Raw genomic sequence first — 19,154 nt, 5'->3', positions numbered from 1 at the left:
AACTGGGAATGAGGCCAATTATTATGAGTTCACACTACCTGCAGCAACAGCAGCAAATTAGTAAAGTAAAACAGTTTTTTTCGAGTCAATTAGAGCAACAACTTGGCTTAGTTGAGGTGCAAGCCCCTATCTTGGCAAAAGTAGGTGATGGCATTCAAGATAACTTGAGTGGAACTGAAAATGCTGTATCGGTGGCGGTGAAAACGATTCCTGGTAGCCAGTTTGAAGTGGTGCATTCACTCGCTAAATGGAAGCGTAAAACGCTCGCCGAGTATGATTTCTCTGTCGGTGAAGGGCTTTATACTCACATGAAAGCATTACGCCCAGACGAAGAGTCATTAAGCCCGATTCATTCAGTGTATGTTGACCAATGGGACTGGGAAAAAGTGATTTGCGAAAGCACTGAACGTACCTTAGATAAACTTAAAGAAACAGTGACGTTACTTTATCAAGCGATAAAAGCGACTGAACGTTATGTTGCCAGTGAGTTTGATATCCCCCCATTTTTACCTGAAAAAATTACCTTTGTTCACAGTGAACAATTACGCCAAATGTACCCTGATTTCACTGCGAAACAGCGTGAAAAAGCGATTGCGCAGGAATACGGCGCGGTATTTTTAATTGGTATTGGGGGAGCGCTTGCAGATGGTAAAATTCATGATGTGCGTGCGCCAGATTACGACGATTGGTCGACGCAAACCTGCAGCAAGTTTGCTGGTTTAAATGGCGATATTCTAGTGTGGAACCCAGTACTTGAAGATGCGTTTGAAATTTCGTCGATGGGAATTCGTGTAAGTCCTGATGCATTGGCTACACAACTGGCGATTACGGGCGACCAAGTGCGTCTTGAATTTGATTGGCATAAAGCGTTATTAGCGAAAAAGTTCCCGCAAACGATTGGTGGTGGTATTGGTCAGTCTCGTTTAGCGATGCTGCTATTACAAAAGCACCATATCGGGCAAGTGCAGGTCGGCGTGTGGCCTGAGCAGTTAAAGCAGCAAGTTGAAGGAATTCTTTAGTTTAAAGATTAATGACCCTAGTAAAAAGAGGCTTTAAGCCTCTTTTTTTTAACTTGTTTTAAACTCTACTTCAATTTTGCTTTCTTCGAGTTTGACTTTACAAGGTGGGTATTGGCGGTTAGTGAGTAACACTTTATCGAAAATATGGATCTCAACTCCCGAGTGCAATGTTTTATTAACGACGAGTTGTGCGCCTTCAAGCAGTTCATGTAAATGAAGCTCTAAGTTTGAGAGCTTTTTCTCGAGTTGCTCTGCTTGTTCACAGTAATGCATTTGTGTAGCGCCTATCTTAGCCAATAACAGCTTTTTCTTTTCAGCGTCTTTGACTTGGTCGGCTTTTTCAATGGCTTTTTGCAAGTTATCTAGCTGTGAGTCGGTTTGTGCTAGGTCTTTTAAACACTGATCGGTTTGTGCGGTGACTTGGGCGCCAGAGGCCGCGAGGTTAATAACCATTTTGGCACCTGATTCATTGCCAATTTCACCTGCTATCACCATTTGTGCATCTAAAATAGTGCCCCCAAATAACTTACCTTGAGGGTTGTCTTCTTTGCCTAACTGCAGCAACTTAGCGGCTTTCATCACACAATGGCTTGATTGGCGGTCAATGATAATGTTATTCCCTTCAAGGTAGCTGTATTGACCATGAGATAGATGAATGTCGCCTTGGCAAACAATATGACAAGATAAGCTTTTATCATCGAGCTGGTGGCCTATTACACCTTGTTTTATGGTGATATCGCCTGCCGCAGTTAAGTGACCTGACTCAACGGTTCCCATGACGGTAATGTCGCCTTTCGCATTTATGCGCATGCCGGGTTCAACGTTATGGGTTACGATGACACTGCCTTCAAAATCAACATGGCCACTTTTAACGTTAACATCAGCAATCGTAAAAATGTCATCTACACGCATGCCATTGGCAATATCAACAGGCACCCCTGCGATCACTGAAATCAGCTCCAGCGGATTGTTTTTTGAAATCTCAGTGCCTTCACCTGCAACTAAGGCATGGCTCTCACCAGCTTTAGCTGGTAGCACATCACCGGTGACAGTAAACCCTTCTTTACCGGGAGTGGCAGGCACTTGTTTTATAAGCAGTACACCCGGCTCTACGCTGGCTAACTTACCAAAGTCACGCATGTCGGCGGTGCCATCTTCACGTAGTTTGGGCTGTTTTAAACGGTCTTTTAACGTTTCTACTTGCGGCACTAGTTTTGAGGGCTGGCCATCAATGGGCAAGCGGCCTTTTGCTAATACGCCTTTGGTTTTAGTGCCTGCGGGTAGCTCAAACTGTTTTTGCAATAACTGTTCTAAAAATGCTTGTTTATAACCCCGTGCTACGCCGGCTTTAATGAGTTCTTTTTTCGCGTTTTCAAGGGTTAGGGCTTTGCCGCCTTCAGCGATAGTCAACTCACCAGTGGCCAGCATTTTGTCATCACTTAACGATACCTCAAGGCTTGCATCATGCTTTGAAGCTACAACGAGCATACGTTCAGTAGATTTATTTTTAAAAAAGTTATTGATCGCATCATGATCCACTCTGCATTCACAGAAGGATGACTTTTCTAATGCTTCGATAATAAACGCAGCACTGGGTGGTGAGTGTTCGTGAACATCTAATAAGACGTTTCCATTGTGAGCCAGCTTAAACACGTGGGGGATCCTTTTGTACTACAATAGTTAAAGGTTTCTAATTATTATTACTACACAGATTGCTAGAGAATGGTTTGTGAGTCAAGAACTTCGGCTGAGGAAAATAGTAACTTTGTCTAAAAAAGTGCCAACAAGGGGGTTGCTGGCACTGTGTGTATTAGTTCGTTGAAGGTAATTCCATAATACCGTCAATTTCAACTTGCACGCCTTTAGGTAGTGCACGCACGCCAATTGCAGCGCGAGCTGGATAAGGTTGTTTAAAGTACTGGCTCATCACTTCATTAACAATTGCAAAGTTTGATAGGTCAGTCAGGAAAATATTGACTTTAACCATGTCTTGAATTTGACCACCCGCGGCTTGGCAAACAGCCGTTAGGTTTTTAAATACTTGATGTGTTTGCTCTGTAAAGTCTTCAGAAATAACGTCCATTGTTTCTGGTACAAGAGGAATTTGACCTGATAAGTAAACAGCGGTACCTACTTTAACAGCCTGGCTGTATGTGCCGATTGCTGCGGGTGCATTGTCAGTAGAAATAAAAGATTTGTTCATGATTATCCTTGTTACTTTTTACGGTAGACTTTTTGTACATCTGGCATCACACGAATGCGACGCATAATATTGGCAACGTGAACACGGTTCTTCACGGTAATGCCTAAGTCTATCATGTATAGATTACTTTCTTTTTCGTCGGTGGCTATCTCGACAATGTTTGCTTGGGTTGAGGCGATGACATTGGTGAGCTTAGCAAGTGCCCCTTGATGATTGATAATTTCAATACGAAGGGCGGCAATGTATTCTTTCTCGGGATTATCGTCCCATTTTACAACCAAGTATTTCGAACGTTCATTCTCCCAGCCGCGAATATTCTTACATTCTTGGCGGTGAACCGTTAAGCCTTTACCTTGGCTGATATGAGCGGTGATGGCATCTCCAGGAACGGGACGGCAGCACTTAGAGTAATTAACGAGCATACCTTCGGTGCCGATAATGGTCGCTTTGGCTTTTCTGGCAAGCGCATTAAGGTCGTCGGCTTCTACTTGCATTAGGCGCTTGGCAATTAAGACGCTCATTAAGTTACCAGAGCCTATTTCGACCAACAGCTCTAATACGGTATTCAGTTCATGTTCTTGAAGCACGCGGCGAATATTTTCATCTGGAATGTCATCCAGTTTTTGCTCACCAAGGGCTGAGTCGAGTAAGCGACGCCCTAGTAACAAGGCTTCTTCGTGCTGTTGGCTTTTAAGGCAGTTACGAATCCCTAAGCGGGCTTTACCTGTTACCACAAAGTTGAGCCACGTGGCATTAGGGTGTGCGCCAGAACTGGTAATAACTTCGACGGTTTGACCTGTATCAAGCGCTTTACTCAGTGGATGCGGTTTGCGGTTTACACGCGCCCCCACGCAGGTATTACCTACATCGGTATGCACTGCATAGGCAAAGTCAACGGCGGTTGCCCCCATGGGCAGTTCAACAATACGACCATCTGGCGTGAAAACATAAATCTCTTCAGGGAATAGCTCGGTTTTAACGTTTTCAACGAACTCAAACGATGACCCAGCACTTTGTTGTAGCTCAAGTAAGCTTTGCATCCATTGGCGTGCACGCTGTTGTGCGGTGTGACCTGCGCTATCACCGGCTTTTTTATACATCCAATGAGCGGCAACCCCTTTGTCGGCCATATGATCCATATCGTGGGTACGAATTTGAATTTCGACCGGAATGCCATGTGGGCCCACCAATGATGTATGCAATGATTGATAACCATTGGTTTTTGGCACCGCAATGTAATCTTTAAAGCGCGTTTCAATTGGCTTATACAAGTTGTGCGCAACACCTAAAACGCGATAACAGGTATCCATGTTATCTACATTGATGCGAAACGCGTAAATATCCATGACTTCGTTAAAAGAGAGCTCTTTGTTCAGCATTTTTTTATAGATGCTGTAGAGGTGTTTCTCACGCCCAGAAATCGTGGCGTCGATACCAGCCTCTTCAAGGCGTGCTTCGATTTCACTTTTAATGTTACTGATGACTTCTTTTCGATTACCGCGGGCTTTGATCACTTCAGATTTCAAAGCACGATGACGCATAGGATAGAGTGCCTGAAAGCCTAAATCTTCCAGCTCATTTTTAATGTCGTGAATACCTAAACGATTTGCAATTGGCGCATAAATTTCGAGTGTTTCGCGGGCAATACGACGACGCTTGTCGGGACGAAGTGCGCCGAGTGTGCGCATATTGTGCGTTCTGTCTGCCAGCTTAATTAAGATCACGCGAATGTCTTGTGTCATTGCCATGATCATTTTACGGTAGTTTTCCGCTTGGAATTCTTTTTTGTCTTTAAAGCTCAGCTTATCGAGTTTACTAACGCCTTCAACTAATTCGGCAACTGTGTCGCCAAAAATCTCAGCTAAATCTTGTTGGCTAAAGTCGGTGTCTTCAATCACGTCATGCATTAATGCTGCCATTAAAGTTTCGTGATCGAGATGCATGCCAGCAAGAATTTGTGTCACTTCGACAGGGTGAGTAATGTAGGGCTCGCCACTTGAACGTGTTTGACCCTCGTGGGCTTCACGAGCAACCACGTAAGCTTTTTGCACCAGCTCGATATCGGCGGGAGACAAATATTCGGATATTTTCTTTTTTAGACCTTCAAAAAGATACAAAGTCACACTCCAATGCGCAAATGAAGTAAATCGGTAACGGTATGAATAGAATATACGATGAAAAGAAGGGCTTGCCAACGGCTAGTGCTGAAATACTAGCCGTTTAGCGAAATCAAAGCGGGGAGCTTGATTATTGGTTGCCACCTACGATAGCAGCCACTGCAGCCATTTCTGCTGCTTCTTGGTGTTGTTGTTCTTCACGATCAATTAAGTCCATTGATGAGCTATTTACTAACCCTTTCTCAATTTCACGTAAAGCAATGACTGTCGGCTTGTCATTTTCTGCGTCAACAAGTGGATCTTTTCCACCTACCGCGATTTGGCGGGCACGACGAGCCGCAACTAAAATTAAGTCAAAACGATTACCAATTGCATCTACTGCATCTTCAACAGTTACGCGAGCCATCTTAGCACTCCAAATAAATTCTTAAGCAAAGGCGTAGTTTACTGCACCAAGTCAGATTCGCCAATAGCTAGTGGTTAATTTTTATCTCTATTCGTTAATTAACGCGTGTCTTACTTTAATAAATTATCTAAAAGCGTTTGATGGCGCTGTGCTTGGCTCTTGAGTGATAAACGTTTTGCCATAACAATTGTTTCGATTTCAGCCAAGGCGGTATCAAAGTCGTCATTTACTACAACGTAATCATATTCATTGTAATGAGAGGTTTCAGACTGGGCTTTGGCCATTCTTCCTGCAATAACCTCACTCGAATCTTGGCCGCGGTTCGTTAAGCGTGACTCAAGCTCTTCTTTTGAGGGGGGCAAAATAAAAATGGTTTCAACATCTTCGACTAATTTACGAATTTGCTGTGCACCTTGCCAGTCAATATCTAAAAATACATCAATGCCTGCTGCAAGCTGAGTCTCAATTGCTTGCTTTGAAGTGCCGTAGTAATTATCGAACACTTGCGCCCATTCAAAGAAATCATTCTTTTCAATCAGTGCTTTAAATTCCTCAACCGACACAAAATGATAATGCACACCGTTTTCTTCGCCTGGGCGAGGTGAACGAGTTGTGTGTGAAACCGATACTTTCATATCGCTGTGTTTGTTTAGTAATGCACTAATTAAGCTTGATTTACCTGCGCCTGAAGGGGCCGATAAGATAAATAAATTTCCGCGAGTTTGCGCCATGATCTGTCTCTATTGAAAATAAATAGGCTTGTAGGAGCGAATACTCCAACAAGCCTTTACTGTATTCTACAGTGTACTTTATTTGACGTGTTGTGCTCAAGTTTCAGTGAGATTACTCGTCTTCATTGTCAGGGACTGCTTGCCCCTCATCTTTGTGCTTTGCGGTATCCGCCAAAGCTTGCTCACTCGGCGTATTGTCTTGATCGGTTGGTTTTGTATTCTCTTGCCCACCACAGGCTCCACAACAACTCATGTGTTTTCCTTTATTTTATTGTACAAGCGGACTGCTGCTGACATTAAAGTCGAAGCCTTCAATATCGGCGTCAGCAATTAATAATTGGATATATTGCGCGATGGCTTTGCGCTCTACTTTTTTATTCAGGTAGTCCTCAATACGTGACTCCACGGCTTCAAAAGGCAGTTGCAGCGCAGGCTCTTTATGATCAACATAAACAAGGTGATAACCAAAACGGGTTTCAATAGGGTGAGCAATTAAGCCAACATCAGCACTGAATACTTGACGTTCAAACTCGCTGACAGTTTGCCCTTTTGTTATTTGACCAAGTTGGCCTCCTAACTGAGCCGAATCACATTTTGAATATTGCTGTGCAAGCTCACTAAAAGAAGCGCCTTGCGAGAGTGCGTTAAGCAGGTTTTCGGCTTGGTTCAGCGCATGACTACGCGCTTTTTCATCACTACTCGGTGCTGCAAGTAAAATATGTTTTGCTGCAATAAGCGGAGGTGTGGTGAACTTGGGTTTGTTTTGTTGATAATAATGTTCGCACTCAGTCGCGCTGGCACGGGGCAGTTGCACTTCTGCAGCGATAAGTTTTTCGAGCAATTTATTTTGGCGTTGCTCGTCGGTGTCTGAAGCGTGCGTATCTAGATTGATATTTAGCGCTTGTGCGCGTTGTTGTAACAATTCGCCAATGATCAAACTCTGTGCCGCCTCTACCATCGCAGCGCGATGATCGTCGGCTGGGTGATACTGCATTTCATTAAGAATTTGTGTTTCGCTAATAGTGTGTTGATTAACGTTAATCATATCGACCTCGAGGGGGAATGCCCTGTCGAAACAGGGCATGATAGGTTAAGATTTGCTACGAACCACTTGGTAGTTTCGGCCTAAATATTGTACCGGTACGCTGGCAATATGAACTAAGCGACTAAATGGGAATACCACAAATAACGTCATACCTAGTGCAACATGTAGCTTATAAATCCAATGTACTTGTGCAATTGCTGCGGTTGCTTCGGTTAAATCAAAGGTCACAATGTTTTGTGCCCAGCTCATTAGGAGTAGCATTTCTGCACCATCTAAATGACCTGCTGAGACAAAAATTGACAATAAACCTAAAATTAACTGCACGTATAACAGCAGTAAAATTGCAATATCCATATTACTGCTGGTGGCTCTAATGCGCGGTTCATATAAGCGGCGTTTGATTAAAATGGTTAGACCGTAAAAACAAATCAAACCAAACACACCGCCTAACGTCATGGCAATCAGTTGCTTGTGACCCGCTTCAATACCAAACACATGCCATACTTCTGCTGGTGTGAGTAAGCCTACAAAGTGGCCGAGCAATACCATAATGATACCAATATGAAATGCGCGGCTGCCTTGCTTGAGTTTTTTGCTTTCAAGTAGTTGGCTTGAGCCTGTTTTCCATGTGTACTGCTCTCGGTCGTAACGTATTACCGAGCCAATAACAAACACGGCTAAGGCGATATAGGGGTAAATCCCAAAGAAAAAGGTGTTTAAATAACTCATGATGAACTCCTTAACTGGCTTCTTGATTAAAGTCAGTCCAGCTAACTGGAACATATTGATCTTTGCGCTGAGTTTCGTCAGGGCGATTGACTGAACTTGGGCAGTTAGTTGCATCTTGTGCACCAAAAGTAATGGCTTCTTCTTCCCATTCTTTGTCAATTGCTTGTTTCGTATCGTCGCGCTTTTCACCGTTGATTTGCTTGCGTAATACCTCGAGGTCTAGGTCACTCTGTGCAAGCTCTAGCAAGCTTAAAAACAGTAATGAGTAGTTACTCTCTCGTTTTTCGAGTCGGCACAATAGCAGACCAAAAATATGATCAACTTCAACTAACCAAGACTGAGCATTCTCCTCACCTTGGGTTGCTAAGAACTCTAAAAACAGGGGAATGTAGTCAGGTAGTTCATTTTGACTTAACTCTAAACCTGCCTGTTTATATTGCTCTACTAAGTCGACCATAGCTTGACCACGGTCACGGCTTTCGCCGTGAACATGTTCAAAAAGCCACAGACCAAGCGCGCGTCCACGTTCAAACAATCCGTCATACTCGGCTTGCCAGTCGAGTATGTCTTTTTCGCATTGTGTGGTGATAAAATCACAGACAGCACGTTGATTTTGCTCTGTTAGTGAACTTTGCTTAAGTGTGCTAATTAGCTCATCTTTCGCTTCTACAAGCTCAGCAGTCGGGTAATCAAGTAAATGAGAAAATACACTTAAAACTTGCATAACTTACTCCTTGATCTCAACGGGGATAATTTGTTTCACGGTGGCTTTTTTGGCACCAAATAAATTTACGCCGTTGTTACCATCACTACAGCCATTACCAAAGCTGAAACCACAGCCATTTTTCATATCGTAGGCATCTTCAGCATACGATTTATGACTGGTGGGTATCACAAAGCGGTCTTCGTAATTGGCAATCGCCATATAACGATACATTTGCTCAACTTGGTCAGCGCTTAGTCCAACTTGCTGAAGTACTTCGAGATCTTCAACGCCATCGACTTGTTGCGAACGTTTGAAAGCGCGCATAGCAATCATGCGTTCAAGTGCTCGTACAACGGGCTTCTCATCACCTGCGGTAAGTAAGTTAGCAAGGTAGCGCATGGGGATACGTAATGACTTCAAGTCAGGAATAACGCCATTCATGCCAACATGACCAGCCTCTGTCGCTGATTGAATCGGCGACAAGGGTGGAATATACCAAACCATTGGCAAGGTTCTGTATTCAGGGTGCAGAGGCAGTGCTACTTTCCAGTCCATTGCCATTTTATAGACAGGAGATTGGCGTGCTGACTCTAACCAATTTTCAGGGATCCCTTCTTTGCGTGCTGCTTCAATGACCTCAGGATCGTTCGGATCTAAGAACATACTAAGCTGTGCAGGGTATAAGTCTTGCTCATTCGGTACACTTGCAACTTCTTCTATGCGGTCTGCATCATAAAGTAAGACGCCTAAGTAACGAATTCGACCTACACAGGTTTCAGCACACACGGTGGGTTGACCTGCTTCGATTCGAGGGAAACAGAAAATACATTTCTCTGATTTACCCGATTTCCAGTTGTAGTAAATTTTCTTATACGGACAACCTGATACACACATCCGCCAGCCACGGCATTTGTCTTGGTCAATTAAGACAATGCCATCTTCTTCACGTTTATAAATCGCACCAGAAGGGCAGCTAGCAACACAGGCTGGATTGATGCAGTGCTCACACAGGCGTGGCAAATACATCATGAAGGTTTTTTCAAATTGCCCGTAAATGTCTTTTTGTACTACGTCGTCAAAGTTTTTATCTTTTTTACGCTCTGAGAATTCAGTCCCGAGAATCTCTTCCCAGTTAGGTCCCCAGTTGATTTTCTCCATACGCTGACCCGTAATTAACGAGCGAGGGCGAGCAACCGGTTGGTGCTTGCTATCAGGTGCGTTATGCAGATGTTGATAATCAAAATCAAACGGCTCGTAGTAATCATCAATTTCGGGCAAATCTGGATTAGCAAAAATATTAGCTAATAAACGGCGTTTATTACCTTGTTTGGGCTCTAATACGCCTTTACTGTTGCGTTTCCAGCCACCATTCCATTTGCTCTGGTTTTCCCATTCTTTCGGATAACCAATACCCGGTTTGGTCTCTACGTTGTTAAACCAAGCGTATTCAACACCTTCTCGGCTAGTCCATACATTCTTACAAGTGATTGAACAGGTATGGCAACCGATGCATTTATCTAAATTTAGGACCATGCCAATTTGTGCACGTACTTTCATAATTTTATCCTCGGTTACTCGTTATCTAGCCAATCAACCTTGTCCATCTTACGGACAATTACAAACTCATCACGATTACAGCCCACAGTACCGTAGTAGTTAAAGCCGTATGATTGCTGTGCATAACCCCCAATCATATGGGTTGGTTTCATGATGGCGCGGGTAACTGAGTTATGAATACCGCCTCGAGTTCCTGATATCTCAGAGCCTGGTGTGTTTACAATGCGCTCTTGTGCGTGGTACATCATGCTCATACCTTGTGGTACACGCTGTGATACGACGGCACGTGCTGCAATGGCACCATTAACATTGAAGATTTCGATCCAATCGTTATCTTTAATACCCCCTTCTGTGGCATCCGTTTCACTGATCCAAACAATCGGACCACCACGGCTTAATGTCAGCATAAGTAGGTTGTCTGAGTAGGTTGAGTGAATACCCCATTTTTGGTGTGGTGTAATCCAGTTTAAAACTAACTCTTTGTTACCATTAGGTTTTTTATCTAATAATGGTTGAGTTGTTTTTAAGTTTACAGGTGGTTTGTACGACACCATGGTTTCACCGAAATCACGCATCCATTGGTGATCTTGGTAAAATTGTTGACGGCCGGTAACGGTACGCCAAGGGATCAGTTCATGCACATTGGTATAGCCTGCGTTGTAAGACACATGCTCATCTTCAAGCCCTGACCATGTTGGCGAGCTGATGATTTTACGTGGTTGTGCTTGAATATCTCTGAAGCGAATTTTTTCATCTTCTTTAGGGGTTGCTAAGTGTGTATGGTCGCGACCCGTGAACTCACCCAATGCTTGCCACGCTTTAACAGCAACATGACCATTGGTTTCAGGAGCAAGACTTAAAATGACTTCAGCTGCATCAATAGCGGTGTCTATTTTTGGACGACCTTTTTGTGGGCCTTCGCTGGTGTGCGTGTAATTCAACTCACCTAAAAACTTCACTTCTTGGTCTGTATTCCAATTAATACCTTTACCCCCATTACCGAGTTTCTCGAGCAGTGGCCCAAGAGAGGTAAAGCGGTTGTAGGTATTAGGGTAGTCACGCTCAACTTCAATCATATTGGGTGCTGTGACACCAGGGATCAGATCGCATTCGCCTTTCCACCACATACTAATGCCGTCTGGTTGGGCTAACTCGCTTGGCGTGTCGTGCATGAGTGGCGATGTTACTAAATCTTTCTCAACGCCTAAGTGACCTTCACATAAGTCAGAGAATTTTTTCGCAATGCCTTTGAAAATATCCCAATCCGAACGTGATTCCCACACTGGATCAACCGCTTTTGAAAGTGGGTGAATGAATGGGTGCATGTCGGATGTATTCATATCATCTTTTTCGTACCAAGTTGCGGTTGGTAACACGATATCGGAATACAAACAGGTCGTTGACATACGGAAATCAAGTGTGACCCATAAATCAACTTTGCCCTCAGGTGCATCATCATGCCAGACAACGTCTTCAGGTTTTTTATCTCCGCTTTCGCCAAGATCTTTACCTTGCAAGCCATGCTTAGTACCGAGGAAATGACGCAGCATGTATTCGTGACCTTTACCCGATGAACCCAGTAAATTAGAGCGCCAAATAAACATGTTACGCGGGAAGTTTTTAGGGTTATCAGGGTCTTCACATGCAAAGTCTAAATCACCTGATTTAAGTTGTTGCACTGCATAATCTTTAGCTGATAGTCCTGCTTTTTCTGCATCTTTACACAGTTGCAGTGGGTTCATGCCTAGTTGAGGGGCAGAAGGTAACCAGCCCATGCGTTCTGCACGTGTATTGTAGTCAATGATTGAGCCCGTCCAGTTCTCTTTATTTGCTAAAGGAGACAGCACTTCGGTCATTTCAAGTTTTTCATAACGCCATTGATCAGAATGGTTATAGAAGAAAGACGTCCCGTTCATTTGACGCGGTGGACGTTGCCAATCCAAACCAAACGCAAGCGGTAACCAGCCACATTGTGGACGTAACTTTTCTTGGCCTACATAGTGAGCCCAGCCACCACCTGATTGACCCACACAGCCACACATCATCAGCATGTTGATTAAGCCACGGTAGTTCATATCCATGTTATACCAGTGGTTAAGTCCAGCACCCACGATGACCATGCTGCGGCCACGAGTTTTGTCTGCGTTATCGGCAAACTCACGCGCTACTTGGATTACGTGAGCCGCGTTAACACCGGTGATTTTTTCTTGCCATGCCGGTGTATACGGCACATTGTCTTCATATGATTTTGCAACCGCAGGGTCGTCCAAGCCGTTGTCAACGCCATAATGCGCAACCATTAAGTCAAATACGGTGGCAACGAGTGCTTCGCTACCATCTTTGAGTGTAATTGTTTTAACAGGGACTTTACGAACTTGAATATCGTCATGTTCAGTATGTTGGAAGTAACCAAGTTCATGTGTTTGGCCACCAAAGTAAGGGAATAATACTGATTCAACTTTATCTGAGTGATCTTTTAAGCTGAGCGCTAACTTGATATCGCTGCCGTTTGTTCCTTCACGTTGCTCAATATTCCACTTGCCTTTTTCACCCCAACGATAGCCAATAGCCCCTGTTGGTGAAACAAGTTCATTGCTTGTTTCATCAAGGCCAATGGTTTTCCATTTCGGGTTGTTGTCTTGGCCTAAGTTATCAGCCAAGTCTGCTGCACGTAAGAAGGCACCTTGTGTGTAGCCTTGGTCGGTCTTATCCAGCACGACAAGCATAGGCATATCGGTGTAGCGGCGAACGTAGTCGGTAAAATAACTACTTGGTTTTTCAATGTGGAATTCTTTTAGAATTACATGTCCAAAGGCCATTGCCAGAGCGGCATCGGTACCTTGTTTTGGCGACAACCAAATATCTGATAATTTAGAGCACTCAGAGTAGTCAGAAGTAATAACAACCGTTTTGGTGCCTTTGTAGCGTACTTCAGTAAAGAAGTGAGCATCAGGAGTACGTGTTTGTGGAACATTTGAGCCCCAAGCAATGATATAATTTGAGTTATACCAATCAGCTGATTCTGGAACGTCTGTTTGTTCCCCCCAAATTTGTGGCGATGCAGGTGGTAAATCACAATACCAGTCATAGAAGCTTAAGCAGTTACCACCAATCAGTGATAAATAACGCGAACCAGCCGCGTAGCTAACCATGCTCATTGCAGGAATAGGTGAGAATCCCATGATACGGTCGGGGCCGTACGTTTTTGCGGTGTAAACATTAGAAGCCGCGATGATCTCGTTCACTTCATCCCATTTAGCACGGATCAAGCCACCTAAACCACGTTTTGACTTGTAGCTTTTCGTTTTAGCAGGGTCAGTAACAATCGATTCCCATGCTTTAACTGGATCACTATGTACTTGCTTAGCTTCGCGCCACAGTTTTAATAATGCTTGACGAACTTTAGGGTATTTTAAGCGGTTGGCACTGTAAATATACCACGAGTAGCTTGCTCCACGAGGACAACCACGAGGTTCATGATTTGGTAAGTCAGGACGTGTACGAGGGTAGTCTGTTTGCTGAGTTTCCCAGGTAACTAGCCCATCTTTTACATAAATTTTCCAACTGCATGAACCTGTACAGTTTACACCATGTGTAGAGCGTACAATTTTGTCATGCTGCCAGCGACGACGATAGCCGTCTTCCCAATCGCGATTTTCATCAGTTGTTACACCGTGACTACCCGCAAAGCTTTGCTTGTTAGTCTTGAAAAAGCGCATTTTATTCAACAAATGGCTCATTTACTTATTCTCCTATCCTGCTCAACTTTAGCGCTCAATCACTAGGCACCTTGAAGCGGCAGAAAGCTACATTGCAAATCAAATATAGTGTTTCACCGCTACAGTAACTTGATGAGGATCAATATCTCAATGGGGGGTAAGGTCATGAATATTATGAGAATACCTACAAAGAGGTAGTGTAAATGTGGGGCTGTTAGGGTGAAAATACTGGTGTTGATAACATACAAGCGTTATGGTTTCGTAACATAGAAAAGGTGGGTAATTATTGTGGGTATTCGGTTAAATGAACTAAAAAATCGATTTAATGGCTCGGTCATGGTGTATATCAAAGGGTCATTGGTCGGGATTATTAGTCTGGCCATTACGACCTTGTTTGCATCGTATTGGATCACAGAATTAGCCGACTTAGATGCTCGCGCAATTAATTTGAGTGGCTCGCTAAGAATGGAGTCGTATCAGCTGGGAATGTACGGCCTTGAAGGAAACAAACAGGAAATAGATAAACGCATTGCAATATTTGAAGAAAAACTAAGAAACCCCATTTTTCAGAAGCTACAAAATGATGAACAGTTAAATGTGTTGTGGCAGCAAACCATTGTTCATTGGCAATCATTCCTAAAGCCCGCACTGCTTAACCTACCGATAGAAGATAAGGCTCAATTTAATCTCTATGTAAAAACACTCGCTCAAAATGCTGATGCATTTGTTTATGCGGTGCAAATAGATGCTGAAAGCAAAATTAGATTACTGCGCACTATTCAAGTTGGCGCGTTGTTTATTACCTTATTGGTGGGCATGTTTACCTTGCATTTAATCAGTTTAAGGGTTGAAAAGCCTTTGGCTGAACTGACTCACGCTGCCTACGCTATCGGGAAAGGAAATTTTACGCATCATGTTGATTTACAGGGCGATGATGAACTGGCGTTAATGGGAGCCACATTGAATCATACCTGCGAGGCGATAGCATCAATGTATGGCCAACTTGAATTACGCGTAAAGCAGCAAACTGAAAAGCTTGAGTTAAATAATCAGACCCTTGCGTTTTTGTTTAAAACAGCCCGTTTGCTACTGGAAACCAGAGAAAAAAAGCATGACTTACAGCAAACGTTTGATGAGTTGTCGCAACTCATTGGCGTTAATGACATTGAGTTATGCTTAATGACATCGGGTGGCGACCAGCCGTATGTACAAATAAAACCGACACACGATGACAAGGGAGCATGCCGCGCTCAAAGTTGTGATAACTGTATTGGGAGCGCTGCATTTGTATCAATTGATGACAGCACCGTAACACGCTTTCCATTAGTGTATGGGGATAACCATTACGGTGTGATTGTTGTACGTGGGGGCAAATGCTTTGCCGAAGATTCTTGGCAGTTACAGCTTGTTCAGTCGGTGACCGACCAGGTTGCCTTGTCGCTTAACCTTGACGAGCAGCATAATCAAGACCGTCGTATTGCGTTACTCCATGAGCGTACGGTGATTGCGCGTGAGTTACATGACTCTTTAGCACAAGCATTATCGTATTTGAAGATTCAAGTGACGCGCTTGTCGAAAACGCAGAATAAGCAGCAATATGATATGCAGCAGCCGATTATTGATGAGCTTAAAATGGGGTTAGATTCTGCATATCGGCAATTACGTGAACTATTAACCACTTTTCGTTTAAAAATGGTGGAAGAGGGGTTAGAGGCATCGCTGAATAAAACCATTGATCAGTTAGCCTCGCAAAGCAGCATTTCGTTTCATTTAGAGTTTGCCGTTAAGCAAGTGCCTTTATCACCAATGGAAGAAATTCATATCTTACAAATTGCACGAGAGGCAAGCCAAAACACCGTGCACCATTCACAGGCGAACAATGCGTGGATCACCTTAAAGCAACTTGATGATGGTCAATTAGAGCTTGCTATTAGTGATGATGGTGTAGGGATTAGCCACAATGCGGAGAAATTAAACCATTACGGCATGGCTATTATGCAAGAGCGAGCCAAACACCTTAATGGTGAGTTAGTGGTATTACCTCGAGAAGAGCAGGGGACACAAGTAAAACTAACGTTTTTGCCTGTCGGCGGTAAAGATCTGTATCAGTGATTTAAAGATTTTATAATGTATAAGCGCATGATTGATAATGGGCTTGTTGCTGTAAATTACTTATTTGTGGGTAGTTTGTCTGCCCATTCTTTTGTATGGTGATGCAAATGCAAACTCTCTAAGCTGTATCCAAGATGCTGAAGTACATCGACCTAAACTAGTTTTTAGCATGGTTAATGTACCGTGGGTGACCACCGGGTAAATAAAGAAATTTGTTTGCCTCCCGACTTGGAAAGGCTGTGATGTTGCAAGATAATTTTGATAGAAAATATAATTACTTACGCTTGTCAGTAACGGAAGTCTGTAATTTTAAATGTAATTACTGCTTACCGGATGGCTACGTGTGTGATGCTCGTCCGAAAACCCTCAGTGTTGATAAAATTAGCACCTTGGTAAACGCCTTTGCGATGGCGGGAACTAAAAAAATACGCTTAACCGGCGGCGAACCCACTTTGCGCAAAGATCTTGCCGATATCGTCGCAGCATGCAGTGAAACCCAAGGTATTGATACCGTTGCAATGACAACCAATGGCTATCGCTTACTTGAAAAACTTCCTCGTTTAGTGGCCAGTGGTTTAACAAACCTAAACCTGAGCGCCGATAGCTTGAATCCTTATACATTTTCGCAAATCACCGGCAGTGACTCATTACATGAAGTACTTAGCTGTGTTGATAAAGCCTTAGAGCTGGGTGTTAAAAAAGTTAAATTAAACGCGGTCTTACTCAAGCAATACAATGCCAACCAATTACAGCAATTTCTTGATTATATTAAAGATAAGCCTGTCACATTTCGTTTCATTGAACTGATGCAAACCGGTGATAACCGGGCTTATTTCAATGCCCAACATGTACAAGGTCAGCAACTTAAACAGCAGCTTTTACAGTCGGGTTGGCGAGCAGCTCCCAAAGCGGTGGATGCGGGCCCAGCCGAAGAGTTTTTTCACCCTCACTATGCGGGTCAAATTGGCTTGATCATGCCTTACAGCAAGGCATTTTGTGCAAGCTGCAACCGCTTACGCGTCTCTGCTGAAGGCAAATTGCATTTGTGTTTATTTGGTGAAGCAAATGATGACTTAACGCCTTGGTTAGATAATCAAGATGTTAGAGGCTTAGCCACTCACCTTTTAAGCAGTGTTCAACATAAATGGCAAGGCCATCAATTACAAATGGGACGAACAGGGCTGACCAAACAACTGGCTATGTTAGGGGGTTAGTATGTTAGTGGGTATTGTTCTGGCTGGAGGGCTTTCTCGCCGCATGGGGCAAGATAAGGCTTTACTTGAAATTAATGGTCAAACGCAATTAACACGCGCGATTGCTTGCCTTAAAGACGCGGGCTGCGATGAGGTCATTGTGAGTCGAAATAGCAGCGGTTTTATCGTTGATAAATTTGTACAGCAAGGACCTGTTGCAGGTATTCATGCCTGTTTGAATCACGCTGAGTATGATGATGCGCTTGTTATTCCTATTGATATGCCGCTGCTATCTAAAACAAGTTTACGCACCCTTATCAACCAAGGGCGCAGACGAGATTGTGCCTGTTACTTTGCACACAGTGTATTGCCTTGTTACCTCAATCGGCTTGAACGCGTGAGTTTAATTGCTCAGCAACGTTTAGAGCATGGGCAGCGCTCTGTCAGTGGTTTACTTGAAGAGCTTGGAGCGGCCGTCATTGAATTGTTTGAGTCAAATGGCGAGGGTCGTGAACTATATAACGTTAATACACCACAACAATGGGCACAGGCTCGTTGTTTGGTTGATCAAAAGGATTACGCATGGCGCGAGTAAAAAGCAACCGCTTTGTACCATTAAACATAGCGATTTTAACAGTGAGTAATAGTCGAGGCCCTGAGCAAGATACTGCGGGTGATTTGTTGCAGCAAAAAGTCATAGACAGTGGGCATCATGTGCTTAATCGACAATTACATAAAGCCAATATTTATAAAGTACGCGCGGAAGTCGCTACATGGATAGCCAGTGACGATATTGACGTGGTACTGATTTCTGGTGGCACTGGACTGACACCAGATGATATTACGCCTTCGGCAATCGATGTGTTATTTGATGTGTCTGTGAGCGGTTTTGGTGAGTTATTCAGGCATTTGTCTTGTTCGCAAATTGGCACCTCATCACTGCAATCCAGAGCGTTAGCAGGGCTTTCGAATAGAACCCTTGTTGTTGCTATGCCGGGTAGCCCAAATGCGTGTGCTACCGCCTGGGATGAGATTTTATGTCAGCAACTCGATTCGCGGTGTGGGCCATGTAATTTTGTAGCAGAGCTTAAATCACATCGTGTTGAACAATGCCACTCTCGGGAGATGAATTAATGCAGTTAACCCACATAGATAAAAGTGGTCAAGCAAGCATGGTTGATGTTGCAGATAAATCAGCAACAGTGCGAGAAGCGCGTGCATGCGCAACGGTCGTGATGCAGCCAGAAACGCTCGCTCTTATTGAGCAAAATCAGTTAGACAAAGGCGATGTATTAGCTGTCGCACGTATTGCAGGAATTCAAGCAGCAAAAAAAACAGCTGATTTGATCCCCCTTTGCCATCCGTTGGCGTTAAGTAAGGTGGCGGTTGAGTTTTCTATTAACAACCAAGGCAGTGCGGTTGATATTCACAGTTATTGCAAGTTAGTTGGGCAAACCGGGGTTGAAATGGAAGCGTTAGCTGCGGTATCGATTGCAGCACTCACTATTATCGATATGTGTAAAGCGGTTGACCAAGGTATGACAGTACAGAACATGCGAGTTACCTATAAAAGTGGTGGCAGACGCGGCACCTATATTGGCTAATTAAGGGGAGTAT

The 19,154-nt window shown here is 43.7% G+C and carries 17 protein-coding genes and 1 riboswitch; of the genes, 6 read left to right on the top strand and 11 right to left on the bottom strand.

What is annotated here, in order from left to right:
- Positions 1-23: 23 nt before the first annotated feature.
- The gene (gene asnA, locus JIG41_RS03875; RefSeq protein WP_074989359.1) at positions 24-1,019 is read left to right on the top strand and encodes an aspartate--ammonia ligase; all 996 of its coding nucleotides are present in this window, start codon (positions 24-26) and stop codon (positions 1,017-1,019) included.
- 48 nt (positions 1,020-1,067) lie between these two features.
- Here the strand turns inward: asnA and JIG41_RS03870 are convergent, their stop codons facing one another.
- The 11 genes from JIG41_RS03870 to JIG41_RS03820 form a co-directional block, all read right to left on the bottom strand.
- The gene (locus JIG41_RS03870; protein WP_074989360.1) at positions 1,068-2,672 is read right to left on the bottom strand and encodes a DUF342 domain-containing protein; all 1,605 of its coding nucleotides are present in this window, start codon (positions 2,670-2,672) and stop codon (positions 1,068-1,070) included.
- A gap of 157 nt (positions 2,673-2,829) precedes the next feature.
- Positions 2,830-3,222 carry a RidA family protein gene (locus JIG41_RS03865; protein WP_036973059.1) on the bottom strand — a complete coding sequence of 131 codons (393 nt, stop codon included), beginning with the start codon at positions 3,220-3,222 and terminating at the stop codon, positions 2,830-2,832.
- 11 nt (positions 3,223-3,233) lie between these two features.
- A complete protein-coding gene (gene spoT / locus JIG41_RS03860) occupies positions 3,234-5,339 on the bottom strand; it encodes a bifunctional GTP diphosphokinase/guanosine-3',5'-bis pyrophosphate 3'-pyrophosphohydrolase (protein ID WP_199524282.1) in 2,106 nt (701 codons plus the stop codon).
- 130 nt (positions 5,340-5,469) lie between these two features.
- Positions 5,470-5,745 carry a DNA-directed RNA polymerase subunit omega gene (gene rpoZ / locus JIG41_RS03855; RefSeq protein WP_036973056.1) on the bottom strand — a complete coding sequence of 92 codons (276 nt, stop codon included), beginning with the start codon at positions 5,743-5,745 and terminating at the stop codon, positions 5,470-5,472.
- Between the two features lie 110 nt (positions 5,746-5,855).
- Positions 5,856-6,476, bottom strand: a complete 621-nt coding sequence (gmk, locus tag JIG41_RS03850) for a guanylate kinase (RefSeq protein ID WP_036973055.1) — start codon at positions 6,474-6,476, stop codon at positions 5,856-5,858.
- A gap of 112 nt (positions 6,477-6,588) precedes the next feature.
- Entirely contained in the window at positions 6,589-6,729 is a 141-nt protein-coding gene (locus JIG41_RS03845) for a hypothetical protein (protein WP_155950865.1), read from the bottom strand.
- A 15-nt stretch (positions 6,730-6,744) separates the two neighbouring features.
- Complete coding sequence (locus JIG41_RS03840; RefSeq protein ID WP_199524281.1) at positions 6,745-7,521, bottom strand: peptidylprolyl isomerase; 777 nt, start codon at positions 7,519-7,521, stop codon at positions 6,745-6,747.
- A gap of 45 nt (positions 7,522-7,566) precedes the next feature.
- Positions 7,567-8,250 (bottom strand): respiratory nitrate reductase subunit gamma, encoded by a 684-nt coding sequence (gene narI, locus JIG41_RS03835; RefSeq protein WP_036973053.1) that lies wholly within the window; start codon positions 8,248-8,250, stop codon positions 7,567-7,569.
- Positions 8,251-8,260: 10 nt separating this feature from the next.
- Complete coding sequence (gene narJ / locus JIG41_RS03830; RefSeq protein WP_036973052.1) at positions 8,261-8,974, bottom strand: nitrate reductase molybdenum cofactor assembly chaperone; 714 nt, start codon at positions 8,972-8,974, stop codon at positions 8,261-8,263.
- A gap of 3 nt (positions 8,975-8,977) precedes the next feature.
- Positions 8,978-10,513, bottom strand: coding sequence for a nitrate reductase subunit beta (gene narH, locus JIG41_RS03825; RefSeq protein ID WP_036973051.1), 1,536 nt, complete (start codon positions 10,511-10,513; stop codon positions 8,978-8,980).
- Between the two features lie 14 nt (positions 10,514-10,527).
- Positions 10,528-14,253, bottom strand: coding sequence for a nitrate reductase subunit alpha (locus tag JIG41_RS03820; protein WP_199524280.1), 3,726 nt, complete (start codon positions 14,251-14,253; stop codon positions 10,528-10,530).
- A 267-nt stretch (positions 14,254-14,520) separates the two neighbouring features.
- Between JIG41_RS03820 and JIG41_RS03815 the strand changes: the two genes are divergently transcribed.
- The 5 genes from JIG41_RS03815 (at position 14,521) to moaC (ending at position 19,141) form a co-directional block, all read left to right on the top strand.
- The gene (locus JIG41_RS03815; RefSeq protein ID WP_083422916.1) at positions 14,521-16,344 is read left to right on the top strand and encodes a histidine kinase; all 1,824 of its coding nucleotides are present in this window, start codon (positions 14,521-14,523) and stop codon (positions 16,342-16,344) included.
- Between the two features lie 123 nt (positions 16,345-16,467).
- Positions 16,468-16,599: riboswitch (molybdenum cofactor riboswitch) on the top strand.
- A complete protein-coding gene (moaA, locus tag JIG41_RS03810) occupies positions 16,587-17,558 on the top strand; it encodes a GTP 3',8-cyclase MoaA (protein WP_036973049.1) in 972 nt (323 codons plus the stop codon). It overlaps the preceding riboswitch by 13 nt.
- 1 nt (position 17,559) lies before the next feature.
- Complete coding sequence (locus tag JIG41_RS03805; protein ID WP_199524279.1) at positions 17,560-18,132, top strand: molybdenum cofactor guanylyltransferase; 573 nt, start codon at positions 17,560-17,562, stop codon at positions 18,130-18,132.
- Positions 18,120-18,671, top strand: coding sequence for a molybdenum cofactor biosynthesis protein B (gene moaB, locus JIG41_RS03800; protein ID WP_036973048.1), 552 nt, complete (start codon positions 18,120-18,122; stop codon positions 18,669-18,671). Before JIG41_RS03805 ends, moaB begins: the two co-directional genes overlap by 13 nt.
- Positions 18,671-19,141: a cyclic pyranopterin monophosphate synthase MoaC gene (gene moaC / locus JIG41_RS03795; protein WP_065978348.1), complete on the top strand. Its 471-nt coding sequence runs from the start codon at positions 18,671-18,673 to the stop codon at positions 19,139-19,141. Before moaB ends, moaC begins: the two co-directional genes overlap by 1 nt.
- Positions 19,142-19,154 lie beyond the last annotated feature (13 nt).

The sequence above is a fragment of the Pseudoalteromonas sp. bablab_jr011 genome (assembly GCF_016464045.1).
In the GTDB taxonomy this organism is placed as follows: Bacteria; Pseudomonadota; Gammaproteobacteria; order Enterobacterales; family Alteromonadaceae; genus Pseudoalteromonas; species Pseudoalteromonas lipolytica.
This window is presented reverse-complemented; position numbering and strand designations above follow the sequence as displayed.

Excerpts from the sequence above, each read along its gene's own strand:
- JIG41_RS03840 (WP_199524281.1), bottom strand. The coding sequence starts at position 7,521 with ATGATTAACGTTAATCAACACACTATTAGCGAAACACAAATTCTTAAT.
- narI (WP_036973053.1), bottom strand. The coding sequence starts at position 8,250 with ATGAGTTATTTAAACACCTTTTTCTTTGGGATTTACCCCTATATCGCC.
- JIG41_RS03805 (WP_199524279.1), top strand. The coding sequence starts at position 17,560 with ATGTTAGTGGGTATTGTTCTGGCTGGAGGGCTTTCTCGCCGCATGGGG.
- moaA (WP_036973049.1), top strand. The coding sequence starts at position 16,587 with ATGTTGCAAGATAATTTTGATAGAAAATATAATTACTTACGCTTGTCA.
- moaC (WP_065978348.1), top strand. The coding sequence starts at position 18,671 with ATGCAGTTAACCCACATAGATAAAAGTGGTCAAGCAAGCATGGTTGAT.
- asnA (WP_074989359.1), top strand. The coding sequence starts at position 24 with ATGAGTTCACACTACCTGCAGCAACAGCAGCAAATTAGTAAAGTAAAA.
- narH (WP_036973051.1), bottom strand. The coding sequence starts at position 10,513 with ATGAAAGTACGTGCACAAATTGGCATGGTCCTAAATTTAGATAAATGC.
- gmk (WP_036973055.1), bottom strand. The coding sequence starts at position 6,476 with ATGGCGCAAACTCGCGGAAATTTATTTATCTTATCGGCCCCTTCAGGC.
- JIG41_RS03845 (WP_155950865.1), bottom strand. The coding sequence starts at position 6,729 with ATGAGTTGTTGTGGAGCCTGTGGTGGGCAAGAGAATACAAAACCAACC.
- JIG41_RS03865 (WP_036973059.1), bottom strand. The coding sequence starts at position 3,222 with ATGAACAAATCTTTTATTTCTACTGACAATGCACCCGCAGCAATCGGC.
- JIG41_RS03820 (WP_199524280.1), bottom strand. The coding sequence starts at position 14,253 with ATGAGCCATTTGTTGAATAAAATGCGCTTTTTCAAGACTAACAAGCAA.
- narJ (WP_036973052.1), bottom strand. The coding sequence starts at position 8,974 with ATGCAAGTTTTAAGTGTATTTTCTCATTTACTTGATTACCCGACTGCT.
- moaB (WP_036973048.1), top strand. The coding sequence starts at position 18,120 with ATGGCGCGAGTAAAAAGCAACCGCTTTGTACCATTAAACATAGCGATT.
- rpoZ (WP_036973056.1), bottom strand. The coding sequence starts at position 5,745 with ATGGCTCGCGTAACTGTTGAAGATGCAGTAGATGCAATTGGTAATCGT.